Consider the following 13026-nt stretch of genomic DNA (forward strand, 5'->3'; position numbering starts at 1 on the left):
TTTTGAAATTATTTCAAACCCTGGACCTAATTACATCACGACATGAAGAAAATAGTCTTGTTATCCTTTTTTTGCCTGTTCTGTTCGAATTTAATGGCGCAGATTGAACTGGCTGGCTCCGGTTATTCCGGTAAGTATGTCGATCCGGTTAGTATTACCCTGAAAGATGGATTTTCGGTTCCTGCCGGCGTTAGTTTCGAGGCCGTGATATTTTCAACGACCGTGCAAAGTCCGAGTGCCAATCATAACTATATTCAAACCTACAATGCCCGCAAAGAAGGTGTTTCGAACTTTTCGACAAATTATGACGCATCTGAATTGAGTACTACGATCGAATATCTGGACGCGATGGGGCGGCCGGAACAAACGGTAGCCTTAAAAGCAACACCAAAGTATAATGATATTGTTCAGACCTATCTCTATAATTATGCAGGCCAGCAACCTGTCAAGTTTATACCCTATACTACCCTTTTCAGTACAGATAATCATGGCGTTTTTCGTGACAATGCAGTAGCCGAAACCTATTATTTTCATCAAAAGGTATCTCAGCCCGACTTTGGTATACAATCAAACACATATCCTTTTGCTAAAACCAGGATAGAAGATTCGGAAGATGCCCGGGTAGTTGAACAAGGTTTCGCTTACGGGCCTGAAGGGCAGTTGACGGGTGACTACTATAACAGCGGTCATACCATAAAAACTAGCTATAACTCGGGGGCAGATGTGGCGCTTTATACAGCCAATATCGACCTGGCAACCGGTGCCCGCACTTTAAACCGCGTTAACAATAATGCTGTTTACGGAAGCCTGCAAATTGTAGAAACGACTATCAAGGATGAAAACTGGACTCCCGCAGACGGAGAATCCGGAATAACCAGGGAGTACCATGACAAAGATGGCCGTCTTATTTTGCGCAGGCAATACATGAGCAATGGAACCAACGTCGAAAAATACTCAACTTATTACGTATATGACGATTTTGGTGATCTGATTTTTGTTTTACCACCCAAAGCAGAACCCGACAATACCACGGCCATTTCACAAACTGTGCTTGATAACCTTTGCTACCAGTATATGTACGATGGACGCCATCGGTTGATAGAAAAGAAGCTTCCGGGTAAGGACCGGGAATATTTTGTATTTAATGATTTGGACCAGGTTATTTTGACCCAAGACGGACGGCAAAGGGCAATGATCCCCGATAAGCAATGGTCAGTGACCAAATACGACGGACAGGGAAGGGTGATACTTACGGGCACCTGCTTCCTTAACGATACGAGAGCCAATATTCAATTGGCCGCCAATGCCGTGGCCGCTCAGTTCGAAGACAGGATATATTCTGCGGCAACAGGAACCGGATATACCTCTGCTACCTATCCCACTTCCGGTATTACTAATTTAACCATAAATTATTATGATAGCTATCAGTTTCCGGGAGGCAATCCATATCCGATCAGTGGTGATATTGGAATGACCAGGGGACTGCTAACAGGCACTAAAACAGCTATTTTTGGTACAACAAATATGTTGTGGCACGTAACTTATTACGACAAAAAAGGCAACGTAATCCGCAACTTCAAACAGCATTATAAAGGCGGCGGTACGCCGAATACGGGGAATTACGATGATTATACAAACACCTATGATTTCACGGGAGCGGTTTTAACCACGTTGCGCGTGCATAAAGTAAACAATGTACAGGCATTCTCCTCTTTGGTAGAGTTTGAATACGGACATACCGGTAAATTGATCAACACCTGGGAAACCATCAACGGGGGCACACGTACCTTGTTATCCCAGTTGAAGTATTCGGATCTCTGGCATTTAAATTTCGACAAATTGCATTCGGTAAATAACGGCGGATCATTTATTGAAACCATCAACAGTTATTATACAGCGCGAAATCTTCCAAAGTTTACCTACTCGTCACAACACAATATTGGTTATGGTACTGAATATGGACCTCAATACAATGGCAACCTGAATTCTAAAAATGTGTCGTTGGGTTCAGCATATGACAGTAAATCGTTTGTGTACGATAAGCTGAACCGGTTAACCAGTGCCATAAGCTATCAAAATGCGCGCAATGAAACACTTACTTATGATAAAAATGGTAACATTCTCACGCTTGCAAGAACGGGTGTGGATTATGGGACGCTTACCTATACCTATAAGAATAGCGGATTAAGTAACCAGATAGCTTCTATCACCGGAACAAACTTCAGCAGGGCCTACGATTACGATCAAAACGGAAATGCCACCACCGACGGGAGCGGCCTGTCTCTGGAGTATAACCGGCTGGATTTACCGAGCACTGTAAAAGCCGGTTCTACACTAAAATCAGATTATGTTTACACCGCTGACGCTCAGAAACTAAGAAATACGATTTATAACCCAAGCGGGAACGTTGTTTATGAATATATAGACGGAATTGTTTATGTTAATGGAAGCATCAGCTTTGTTCAAACCCCTAAAGGCCGCGCCGTACCAAACGGGGGGCAATATAAATATATTTACGACCTGGCTGATGAACAGGGCAACGTATGGGGATCTATCGATGAATACCAGGGATTCTCAAGGATTATTCAGCAGGATGCTTACTACGCTTTTGGCTTACGTGCCGCGGTATCGGTTATTGGTAATGAAAATAGATACCTTTACAATGGTAAAGAAGAGCAGCAAGTGCTCAACAAACAATACGATTATGGCGCACGGTTTTATGACCCGGTGATCGCGAGGTGGACGAGCGTGGATCCATTAGCAGAAAAGATGCGACGGTGGTCTCCTTATAATTATGGGTTCGATAATCCGATACGGTTTGTTGATCCGGATGGGATGGGGCCTTTTGATTGGTATAAAGATAAGTTTGGCAACATGAAGTATGACGCATCGGTTAAAAATCAAAATAATGTGAATAAAGTTTCGCCGGGAGGAAAATACGTTGGAACGGAATTTAAAACCAAGGACGCTACTTATTATAAAAATGGCGCAGTCTTGTTTAAAAATGAAACTAAAGCGTATCAATTTATGTGGAACAACGGTAATGTTGGGCAACATTGGAAAGAAGAAATGGAGTCGTTTGCATGGATAGCTAAAGAAGGTGTAGCGGTTTTACCAACCAGTGGAAAAAAATGGAATGGAGAAAAATTTCAAAACGACAATGCGTCGGGTGCCACTGATGTATATAAACGTACAGGGGAAGGATCATCATTAACAGTTGATTTCGAGGGGATAACCTTGCATCCAATAGCCGATATACATCTCCACCCAGGTACACGTGCGCAATTAAACGACGAGCAACCGAGTGGTACGGATATGAGTTTGTACAGAAAACTTAAGATTCCTGGGTTAGTAATTGGACCAGAAACCGTTTATGGAGTATCTCCTACAGATGCTAAGAATAATACCTATAACGAAATAGGCTCCACTATGAACTTATTAAAAGGCAAGCTCCTTATTATTCCTAACATTAAATTACTATCAAAATGACAAAAATTAAGTTGAAATTAATATCAGGAGTTATTATTGTTTTATCAGCGTGTAATATCGCTTGTGAAATGAAATCATCAAATAACGAACATCTATCTAAATTGATTTTTTCGAGTCCGATAATCAAAAAAAGCCTCAATACCTCTTATGACTTAGAGAAAAGTTCTAATAACCTGTTTAAGGTAATTGTATCAAGACGAGATCGCTGGGTTAGGATATCGATATACAAACTTTTAAATAAAGATGAATTAGGAGAATACCCTTCAAGTTTTTTCCTATACAGATCGAACGTGTTCCTTTGTTATGATGGATCCGAAATTGTCTACCAAAAGCGAATAGATAGTAGCTATTTTACCCAACTAAAAAAACACCTCGGCACGGGTAGCACTAATGATAATAAGGTTATTCAATTTGACATTGACAGCAATTACGTTATCAAACTAAATGAGCCCGCAATCAACCCGTTTGATCTTGAAAAGCATATCAAGAATTTTCCATTGGTTGATCATTAAATTTTTGTTATTTGGTCGGAAAGTTTTAGCCGGTAAATGTCCGAAGGTCATGCTAAAATTCCTGATATAATTGAGGTCGTTCGGATGCTTCGGCTTACCGCCTTCGTTGGTGTTCCGCGGGTAGCCGTTGTTGTGTCTTGTGACTGTAACAACTTTTTTTATGGTTTGAGTAATTGTGGATAACCGACGCTACCTCTTGAGATAATCACTATATGGAGCGATAGAATAACAGACAATGCATCGCATCCCTCGATCACCACATTAATACGCCAGAGAACCCGATAACTGCAATCCCGCTTGTTGATACCGGTTGCTATCGCTACCTTGTAAAAAAAACAAAAATATGCTTACCGGTATTTTGCAATTGCTCTTATGCCGCGACCTGAATAAACTGAAAGAAGAATTGGAACTTTACCGGGATGAAGCCAGCATCTGGCACATAGACGGCAGCATTCTGAATTCAGCGGGCAACCTGTGCCTGCATCTGGTTGGCAACCTCAATACTTATATCGGCGCAATTCTCGGCGACTCCGGCTACGTCCGTAACCGACCGGAAGAATTTTCATTGAAATATATACCCAGAGATGAACTTGTTCGTAAGATTGAGCAAACGATTGCCGTTATCGAGGCAACACTACCGCTTGTCACTGACGTTCAAATGCAAAGCGAATACCCGCAGGAAATAAACGGTGGCAAACAAACTACCGGTTATTTTCTTGTTCACCTCGCTACACACCTCAGCTATCACCTGGGGCAGGTCAATTATCACAGGCGGCTTCTTGACCGGAAAGAATGATACTTAGTAAAAAAGTCAGAACAATTTGGCTTCCCCGCTGCGTTTTAGATATCTCGCGGGAACTTAGCTTGAAGTTTGACTTTGCTTTCCCATGGCCCGTACTTTTTCAATACGGGGTAGGTATTGTTAGTGTGTGAAGGCGACCTGATAGGCGGCGCTTTGTTTCAGTATGGCCTTAGCCAGGTGCAGCGGCACGGGGTATAGACAACGCCCGGCCTGAAAGTGGCCGGCGAAGCGCAGTAAGCGGCATCATCAACCAGCACCGGCATTCCGGCCAGCCGCCCGGCGTATTGAGATATGCAATACTGCCTGAAGAATTGCGTCGTCTTCGCTATCCTCAATAAATAGTACCTGGCGGAGAGGCAGGATATGGTCTATTACCATTTGCGTAAAACCTGGTGAAACAGCTACTTTTTATACTATTTGTTAGTTTTTTCTTTATAAGGGAGGCGATAGCGTTCGCTGAACAGCATTTGGGCCCATTCCCAGAAGCGCCAGGGCTTGATGGTAAAGCTGCGGTAAAGGCGGTTGTCGCCTTGGTCTTTTTCGGGGTGTTTACATAGAAACGCACCATAATTAATTAAACAACTTTTGAAAGAATTACCTTTTCCAGATTCTTCTGCATACGTAAATGAAGAATCGAAATTCTGGTATTCATAATTTTCTTGAAAGAAGAAATTGAAGATTGGTAAATTGCTGATAAATACGATTGCTATGATGATAATTAATGCTTTTTTCATTTCAACTCTTTATTTAATTACAAGGTCCATGACTTAAAGGAATATTTCCACCTGTTGTATTGACATTTGGATCGCCTTTTTGTTGCGCGATACTGCTACCGAGCGCTGCGGGCGCGGGTACCGGGTGGGCGGGGTATAGGGATGAATAAGCAAAGGGGTTGGGGATTATGACGTTGCCAGCCAGGCAGGCACTGTTAACAAAACTGGTACAGTTGAATTCAGTGATGTCGTACGTGGCGGGCGGGTTACTGATGTAGTTTACGATTTTGTTGAAGTTTTCTGCGGTGACGGTATAACTGATGCTCACATTGTATTCAAGGTCGCCGCCGTTGTCGACGATTTTGGATGGGGCATGCATTTTATCCAGACCGGTGGCATCGGGGTAAAAGCCGACGGTCTGGGTAATGCTGGTACGGCCATTGCTTTTGGTCAGACTGACGGCGGTATGGCCCACGCTGTTTGGCCCTACATTGAAGGTGGTGCCGGGCCAGGGTTCCTGAACGTATATAGTGATTTTCATGGTCGCGCCGTTGTCTGGTATATTTTGAAAGCATTTCATAAAATCTTTGGGATTGATTCCGCTTTTATTTTCATCCGGGAGATTGGATGGCTCCGGTGCGGAAGCCGGGGCTGCACCTCCGCCGACCGTTGGCGCAGCCGGCTGTCCGCTGAATGGGTCTGGGCTCCCCGGGCCGTCACCGCTTCCCATGTCCAGGAAGTTAACTGCGCAGAGCCTTTCGGAATAGATGACCGCGTTTCCATCGCCATCGACATAATTATTATCGGTCCACCCGCAGGTTACCACGGGTTCGAGCCTGTCGGCTTTGACGGGCTTTGCTACGGGGTTTGCCGGTCTGATCTCTCCGGCTAATTTGCCGGTAATGTAGATCCTGCCGTACAACAAGCGGTAGGTGGAATCGTAGGTAAACACCCTCCCGGTGAAATCTGCCTGGCTGATCTGCTTTTTACGCTGGAGATAGATCACATCGGGGATGATCTCCAGGATCCGGCTGTCTATTTTTCCGTCTTTGTTTTTATAAAAGATCATGGCGCGGTAGCCAAGGCCGAGGGAGTCGAAGCGGGGTCTCCCTGGAAATCCGACCAGCCAGTAGGGCTTAGGCTTGGCGGCGATGTAGGTGGCTTTATCCCAATAAAGATGACGGCCGGTATCTATGTGACTTGCTTTGACCTGCTCAAGGCTGAGGATTGCCGTTGCCGTGGTTGTTTCCTCCGGTCGCCGGGATTCTTTCCGGCAGGCTAATAAGAGGAACAGCAACAAGGTGAAGTAGCTTGTTTTTGTTTTCATATTGCGGTGGTGTCTGAACAAAATTGGGGCATTGTTCCGGGGAATAATTTGATTTGAATCAAATTTCTTTCCTCGCGCGGATGCGGCTCAGCGTCTCCAGCGTGATGCCGAGAAAGGAGGCGATCTGGCCCAAAGAGGCGTGCTGGGTGATATCGGGTTGTTTTTGCAGCAGCAGTTTATAGCGTTCGGCGGGTTGTTTGTTCCGCAGCAAAATGGCACGTTCTTCTGCCATGATATAGTATTTTTCGGTGACGAGCCGGCCATGGAAATTATATTCGGGGAACTCGGCATAAATGATCTGCAGCTGGTCCCAGGTCATGGACAAAAGGGTGGAATCCTCAAGGAGCTCGATATACTCGGCGGCAGGTTGCTGGGTATAAAAGCTGTAAACCGAGATCATCAGGTCATATTTGTTCATGAACCAGGTCGTGTGCTCCCGTCCTTCGCTGTCCAGGTGATAGGCGCGGGCGGAACCTTCGGCGATAAAATAGATCCGCCGGGAGATCTCGCCTTCCCGCAGGAGCAGGTGTTTTTTCTTGTACTGCCTGGTGATGATAAAATCTTCAAACCGTTTCCGCAGTGCACCCGATAAGGGCGCGATCATGGTCAGGATCTGGAAAAGCATGTCAAGTGCTGTCGACTGGTCAATATTATCCATAATAATTTGATTAAGATCAAACCGTCGGATATTACAGGATTTAGCCTTTGGTTAACAGATAATAAGCGAAAGTTAATAAATATATTTTTATAATAAATAATTATTATAAAAATAAGTAAAATGATACGGTGCCCGGGGCGTATCTATCATATATCATGCAGCAGCTAATTTGCCATCCAGGCTCTGGGGAAAAAGTACTTCAAGTTGCCGGCAATTTAAAACAGGTAAATATCCTGGAGCGCATCAAACTTTCCCTGAAGCCGGAAGCCCGAACGTTTCAGTACTTTATGCGCCGCCAGGTTTTGCCTGTTGACCACCGCGGCAAGCTCGTCTATGCCCTCGTTTCGGAGATGCGCTGCTACCTTTGGCAATAAACGCGACATCAATGCATTGCCCCTGGCGCAGCTTTTCAGATAAAATTCAATAAAATACGGATATTTTGTTAAGCGGTAATGGTCCCGGGCTACAGCGGGCGGTATCAGGTCAATAACACCCATAAGGGTGCCGGTCCCTTTTACCGGATCAGATGTACCTGGTTGCGGCCGGAATGAAAGTTCAGGAGGGCGGTGTTCAGCCAGCTTTTTGCCGCTGCTACGGAACTCAGCTTTTTTTCGGGCAGGAATTGCAGGGTGTGTTCATCAGAAAGCAACTGATAGATTTCCCCGGCCAGCTGCTTATATTGCTGCAGGTCGCTTGCGCCCAGTGGGGCGATGCGACAGGTCTCGTTTTCTATAGCGGTCATATACTCATTACAGCGTTATAACTGAGTTAGGGCGGTAACCGTCCCGCGGGATATCCCATCATGCTGCACCACCGGAAACCGGCATTGGCTGTCTTTGATCATGGAGTGCGTCATGCTTTTTAACAACAGGATAATCAAGCCGGTTTTGCAGCGGTCTGAGGTGTCGTTCCGGATTCCGAAGGTGTGATCCTTGCATTCAAGGCAGTTGCATAAAAGGTGTACCATAACAAGCGGCTTAAATTATGGGTTTTTATTTAACCGCTCAAACAAATTTAACGGTTTTATCGCGCAGACTGAAGCTAGCGCCTACGGATACTTCTTAACTTCAGCAAGTTGCGCGATGCAGGCATGTCAGCATTTGTTTGTCCTTAACATTGCTTTCTGCGCTGTCGCCCGGGCGGCTGGTGCGGGAAAAGCGTAAGACAAGGAATGTAAATGATATGATCTTCAACTGTGCTGTCGCGGAAAAGGAACCGGCCGCAATAATGGGGCTGTCAATAGTTTTTGATTTGTTTGATCAGTTGCTCCAGCGCGGCCGCAGCCACCTGTTTGTCCCTGTCCTCCATTTTCATCGTGCTGCTCCTGGCGCTTTTCCAGGAGAAATCCTGCATCCTTTCGGTGGAAAGATACGGCGTTATACTGCGCAGTACGAGACTGAAGGACCTTGCGGTCAGCAATCTGGTATCATCTGCCGCCTTGAGTATAATGGCGATTTGATCTACGCTAAGCCCGCATGTCACTTTGTAAAGGGGAGGTGTTCTTTCGGTTGTACTCGCATGGCGGACAGAGTTAGTTGGATGCCAATCAGCAAGATAACGGGCGTATCGCCGTTGGAATTGCGTTTGTAAATGCCCGAGCTCAGTAAGGACCTGCCCGCAAAATGCATTGAGCGGATCGTCTTCCGGGTAAGCGGCCATGTTGACCATGGCCTGCCGTTTGAGTTCCTCTAAGCAGTCCTGGTAATGCGTCAACATGGCAGTTACCTTTTTGGAACTGAGTAAAGAAAAAGCTTGTGATTTCAGGTTTCTCCAGATGCTGCTGGTTTCTGACCGGAGTCGGTGCTGCCAGCCTGTTAGTTCCTCCTGGTTAATCCGGGATGCAGCCGGATGTTGCGGGTTGAGGTCTTTGCCGATTACTTCATCAAGCCAGTCAAAGGGGTAATGTGCCAGGTCCTTGTTTTCCATATCCATATTTAAAAGGTGGCCGCCGGGGTTTCCTAATTTTTTCCTGATTTTTATAAGATTGTCGTAGTGCCGGTACTGTTCGCCGGCGCTTTCTACTATCAAAGTTAAGCAGGCTGGGTGTAGGGTCGGTTGATTCGAATCAAATTTTGATGTAACCAGTTTTGCATTCGTCATTAGTGCCCTGATCGTTTGTAACAAGTATTTTTTGCCCCTGGGAATGCTGGTTCCCAAGTTTGCGATAACAATGTTGCTTCCTCTTGAATAAACGTGGGGCGGCCCGTAGTGATTTCGTGCTGGTACGCCTGATCGCGTCTCAAACCACGACATTTGATTTCGATCAAGAATAAGTTCAGCGCTGCATTACTTCCACCAGTCGAGCGGGAACCGGATATCCTTGACCGCATCCACCACGAGGCTTGGTTTGTAGCCATAATGGTTGAGCTGATCTTTATCCGCAATGCCTGACAAAACCAATATGGTTTTATAGCCCATATAGATGCCTGCTTTGATATCGGTTTCCATGGTATCACCCAGCACGGTGGTCTGTTCAGGGGAGAGTCCCATGTAGGCGCTGGCATAGCGCATCATGACGGGGCTGGGTTTCCCGATCACAAATGCATGACGGCCGCTGCCTTCCTCGATCATGGCGGCCGTAGCTGTGATACCGAGGTTGTTCCAGCCTTCCCTGCGCGGTGAGGGATCTCGGTTGGTGGCGATGAACCTTGCACCGGCGATAATCATATCCACGGCTTTGTGCACCATCTTCAGATCGAATTGATGTCCCTCGCCCAAAATGACAAAGTCGGGTTGCCTGTCGACCAGCCTGATCCCGGCATGTTCCAGGCTTTTGAGCAGGCCGCCCTCGCCCAGCACATAGGCGCTGCAGCCGGGAAATTCGTCTTTCAGGAAGGCGGCGGTTGCCATGGCGCTGGTATAAATATGATCTTCAGTGATTCCTTTGACGCCCACTTTTTCCAGTTTTTCGACGGTTTCCCGGCGGGATCGCGAACTGTTGTTCGACAGGAAAATAAAATCGATCTTTTCTTTGAGCATCCGCGCGACAAATCGGTCCGCACCTTTGATGAGTTCTTCGCCGGCGTAGATCACGCCGTCCATATCGATCATGAGTCCTTGTTTCATTTTCTTGATGATTTGGTGTTTGGGCAAGAGGTATACACGATCGCTGGCTCAGGTGTTTAATTTTAACAACCTATCGGCATTGCCGTGGGCGAGTTTGGACAGGTCGGCATCGGGCAGATCGATCCGGCGAAAAAATTCCATACCTTGCTCGTTGGTGCTGAAGGGGTAATCTATGGAAAACATCATGTTGTCGATGCCGAAAGTATCCAGCGCGATTTGTAGGGGTGGCAGGGTAAAGAAACCGCTGGTGGTGATATGAACCTGCTGGCGCAGGGTATCGCTTAGCTTGCGCTGGTTGGCGCCGCCCGCGCCTGGCTGGAAGGCGCGCTCTGACCTGGCCATCTGGAAAGGCAGCATTTCACCCATATGACCGATGATGATCTGCAGTTCGGGGTATTGGTCGAAGATGCCGGCATAAACCAGGCGCAGGATGTGGAGCGCGGTTTCAGCATGCCAGCCCCAGCCATAGGCGGCGAGGGCTTCCGCTATGCCAGCATGATTGGGCAGGCCGCTGTAGTAGATATCAGCTACGCCTTTAGGGGGCAGCCCGGGATGCAGATAGATAGGCACCTCCAATTTTTCGGCGCGTTCCAGAATGGGCGCGAACCTGGGATGGTCCAGGAACTGGTCTTCCGTCAGCCCGCGGATCATGGCGCCCCGGAAATGATGTTCTTTTACTGTTCGCTCCAGTTCATCGGCGGCGGCAGCAGGCGCAGTCATCGGCAAATGGGCAAATGCGGTAAAGCGGGTTTCATATCCTTGAATTCTTTCCGCGATCAGGTCATTATACTGCCTGGCAAATACCGGGCCTGTATCTTCGGCCAGCAGGTTGGCGCCCGAACTGTCGACTGATAATACCTGCATGCTGATGCCATTGGCATCCATGGAGGCTAAACGCTCGCCGGTGATATCCGCCAGTTTGGGTACCAGCTGTTTCATTCTTTCGTTTTGACCGAAACCACCCAGTTTTTCCGGCGGTATCTGTCCGGCCATTTCCGGAAATGAGAGATGTTCTTCAAGTGTAACGATACGCATGTCCAATAAACCAAGACCAGGAGCTGATTGTTTGAGGGCCATCATTACGCTGTTGAAAGCACCTGTTCGCGGATCGCCTCTTTATCGATGAGCGACCAGACCTCTCGCTGATCTTATTGTCGCGCAGCCTGTAAAATACATGTTCACCAAGCCCATGACCAGGAATGCGATGCCCCTGCCGCAAATTGAAGAATGGTTAAGGCGCAATGCGAAAAAATAAGGAACACTCACGTCGTCGCTTCGGCAATCTATTCCTTAAAAACGGCCATCGGGTCAAATCCGAGATTCGCAACTAATTGTTCATGACTGACTTTGCGCTGCGGTAATAAAGACCGCTTCTCTGTGGGCAGATTGGGAAGCCAGTAGCAAAGCAACTGATCGTTATACTGGATGATCTTATAATAATGGCTCGGTACTGTAACGATGATATTATTTTTGGTATAAGTGCCTTGACTGCCATAAGTGCCGCACCAGATGCGTACACTGTCTGTCTGATCGGTTAGCTTCCGGCAAAGTTCCTCGGTTGCGATCTCTGTCCCGATGTTTTGTCCCTGGTATTCCATCCCGGCATTGAAGGTATAGGTGTCCGAGAGGATAGCGCCGTTAATATCGTAACCCAATAAGATCCAAGCCTGGCAATGGCCCTTAGCAATCATATCCGGTGATTCCACATTCGCTTGTTTATAGACTTTGGTCTCATCCGGTTGGCCATCCGCCGGGTGCCAGGCTGCGTAGATGCCCGTTCGGGGTACATTGGCATTTTCCTGCTGGATTCGGTGAGCTTTGGTATAGATATAAAATGTGACCAGCGGCATGTGCCTTGCCGTATCTGCGATCGACCTATAATATGGGTTAACCCACAATTTACAGGATGAACAAAAGTCTGAAGGAAGTGTAGGGTATTCCTGGTAAAGTGCTTTGACGTAAGCGGCATTGACAGTTTGTGCGCCGGCAATCCTGGTCAGGGCAAGGAAAAAAATGATGAATAGCGATTTTCTCATGATAGCTGGTAAGGTTTTTAAAGATAAATAAAAGTCCCCAAACACTCGCTGCAAGGGGACTTTCAACCTAATGGATATGATTGCGAACAAACACCCAGGCTTCAGTGACATTATAAAGCAATCCGTATTTTGCCCATGCCCCCAACAGGTTTCATTCAGGTAGGTTTCTTGTACGTAATAATCCAAAATACTTAATCCAAAGATGGAAGCCGGCTAATCGCAGGCGGAGCAAAAGGCGGTCGTGCTGAACAACTGGATATAGGGCAGAACCAGATCTGGGTCTTTTAAAGGAAACCAACGCTCGTAGGCCATTAAGTTATCTATACAATCAACCGGCGCGAGCCATTGCCATGTGATGGGGTCAAACCCGGCGCCCGCTTTTTGCGCGGCCTTTCTTTCATACGGGGAGCTTTCAATGCTAAA

Annotated in this window: 12 protein-coding genes; 2 read left to right on the top strand and 10 right to left on the bottom strand. The window is 46.8% G+C overall.

Annotated elements, in window-relative coordinates; all coding sequences use genetic code 11:
• The first annotated feature begins 42 nt into the window (after positions 1 to 42).
• Together ABIC84_RS08820 and ABIC84_RS08825 are read left to right on the top strand one after the other, a co-directional pair.
• Positions 43 to 3489 (top strand): RHS repeat domain-containing protein, encoded by a 3447-nt coding sequence (locus ABIC84_RS08820; protein WP_429263363.1) that lies wholly within the window; start codon positions 43 to 45, stop codon positions 3487 to 3489.
• An 855-nt stretch (positions 3490 to 4344) separates the two neighbouring features.
• Positions 4345 to 4797 (top strand): DinB family protein, encoded by a 453-nt coding sequence (locus tag ABIC84_RS08825; protein ID WP_429263364.1) that lies wholly within the window; start codon positions 4345 to 4347, stop codon positions 4795 to 4797.
• A gap of 419 nt (positions 4798 to 5216) precedes the next feature.
• On the opposite strand, the gene ABIC84_RS08830 is transcribed toward ABIC84_RS08825, so the two are convergent.
• From ABIC84_RS08830 to ABIC84_RS08875, 10 genes are all read right to left on the bottom strand, one after another.
• Entirely contained in the window at positions 5217 to 5537 is a 321-nt protein-coding gene (locus ABIC84_RS08830; protein ID WP_429263365.1) for a hypothetical protein, read from the bottom strand.
• Between the two features lie 13 nt (positions 5538 to 5550).
• Positions 5551 to 6585 carry a hypothetical protein gene (locus ABIC84_RS08835; RefSeq protein WP_429263366.1) on the bottom strand — a complete coding sequence of 345 codons (1035 nt, stop codon included), beginning with the start codon at positions 6583 to 6585 and terminating at the stop codon, positions 5551 to 5553.
• Between the two features lie 316 nt (positions 6586 to 6901).
• Positions 6902 to 7501: a Crp/Fnr family transcriptional regulator gene (locus ABIC84_RS08840; RefSeq protein ID WP_429263367.1), complete on the bottom strand. Its 600-nt coding sequence runs from the start codon at positions 7499 to 7501 to the stop codon at positions 6902 to 6904.
• Between the two features lie 215 nt (positions 7502 to 7716).
• Complete coding sequence (locus ABIC84_RS08845; RefSeq protein ID WP_429263368.1) at positions 7717 to 7998, bottom strand: GNAT family N-acetyltransferase; 282 nt, start codon at positions 7996 to 7998, stop codon at positions 7717 to 7719.
• A 17-nt stretch (positions 7999 to 8015) separates the two neighbouring features.
• A complete protein-coding gene (locus tag ABIC84_RS08850) occupies positions 8016 to 8243 on the bottom strand; it encodes a hypothetical protein (protein WP_429263369.1) in 228 nt (75 codons plus the stop codon).
• A 15-nt stretch (positions 8244 to 8258) separates the two neighbouring features.
• The gene (locus ABIC84_RS08855) at positions 8259 to 8468 is read right to left on the bottom strand and encodes a hypothetical protein (protein WP_429263370.1); all 210 of its coding nucleotides are present in this window, start codon (positions 8466 to 8468) and stop codon (positions 8259 to 8261) included.
• 269 nt (positions 8469 to 8737) lie between these two features.
• Entirely contained in the window at positions 8738 to 9601 is an 864-nt protein-coding gene (locus tag ABIC84_RS08860) for a hypothetical protein (RefSeq protein ID WP_429263371.1), read from the bottom strand.
• Positions 9602 to 9787: 186 nt separating this feature from the next.
• Entirely contained in the window at positions 9788 to 10567 is a 780-nt protein-coding gene (locus tag ABIC84_RS08865; protein WP_429263372.1) for an HAD-IIA family hydrolase, read from the bottom strand.
• Between the two features lie 48 nt (positions 10568 to 10615).
• Positions 10616 to 11647 carry an amidohydrolase family protein gene (locus ABIC84_RS08870; protein WP_429263373.1) on the bottom strand — a complete coding sequence of 344 codons (1032 nt, stop codon included), beginning with the start codon at positions 11645 to 11647 and terminating at the stop codon, positions 10616 to 10618.
• Positions 11648 to 11850: 203 nt separating this feature from the next.
• On the bottom strand, positions 11851 to 12603 hold the full coding sequence (locus tag ABIC84_RS08875) for a DNA/RNA non-specific endonuclease (RefSeq protein ID WP_429263374.1): 753 nt from the start codon (positions 12601 to 12603) through the stop codon (positions 11851 to 11853).
• Positions 12604 to 13026 lie beyond the last annotated feature (423 nt).

The organism is Mucilaginibacter sp. 3215 (assembly GCF_050433785.1).
In the GTDB taxonomy this organism is placed as follows: Bacteria; Bacteroidota; Bacteroidia; order Sphingobacteriales; family Sphingobacteriaceae; genus Mucilaginibacter.

Excerpts from the sequence above, each read along its gene's own strand:
- ABIC84_RS08860 (WP_429263371.1), bottom strand. The coding sequence starts at position 9,601 with ATGACGAATGCAAAACTGGTTACATCAAAATTTGATTCGAATCAACCG.
- ABIC84_RS08835 (WP_429263366.1), bottom strand. The coding sequence starts at position 6,585 with ATGATCTTTTATAAAAACAAAGACGGAAAAATAGACAGCCGGATCCTG.
- ABIC84_RS08845 (WP_429263368.1), bottom strand. The coding sequence starts at position 7,998 with ATGGGTGTTATTGACCTGATACCGCCCGCTGTAGCCCGGGACCATTAC.
- ABIC84_RS08825 (WP_429263364.1), top strand. The coding sequence starts at position 4,345 with ATGCTTACCGGTATTTTGCAATTGCTCTTATGCCGCGACCTGAATAAA.
- ABIC84_RS08870 (WP_429263373.1), bottom strand. The coding sequence starts at position 11,647 with ATGATGGCCCTCAAACAATCAGCTCCTGGTCTTGGTTTATTGGACATG.
- ABIC84_RS08855 (WP_429263370.1), bottom strand. The coding sequence starts at position 8,468 with ATGGTACACCTTTTATGCAACTGCCTTGAATGCAAGGATCACACCTTC.
- ABIC84_RS08820 (WP_429263363.1), top strand. The coding sequence starts at position 43 with ATGAAGAAAATAGTCTTGTTATCCTTTTTTTGCCTGTTCTGTTCGAAT.
- ABIC84_RS08830 (WP_429263365.1), bottom strand. The coding sequence starts at position 5,537 with ATGAAAAAAGCATTAATTATCATCATAGCAATCGTATTTATCAGCAAT.
- ABIC84_RS08850 (WP_429263369.1), bottom strand. The coding sequence starts at position 8,243 with ATGACCGCTATAGAAAACGAGACCTGTCGCATCGCCCCACTGGGCGCA.
- ABIC84_RS08840 (WP_429263367.1), bottom strand. The coding sequence starts at position 7,501 with ATGGATAATATTGACCAGTCGACAGCACTTGACATGCTTTTCCAGATC.
- ABIC84_RS08865 (WP_429263372.1), bottom strand. The coding sequence starts at position 10,567 with ATGAAACAAGGACTCATGATCGATATGGACGGCGTGATCTACGCCGGC.
- ABIC84_RS08875 (WP_429263374.1), bottom strand. The coding sequence starts at position 12,603 with ATGAGAAAATCGCTATTCATCATTTTTTTCCTTGCCCTGACCAGGATT.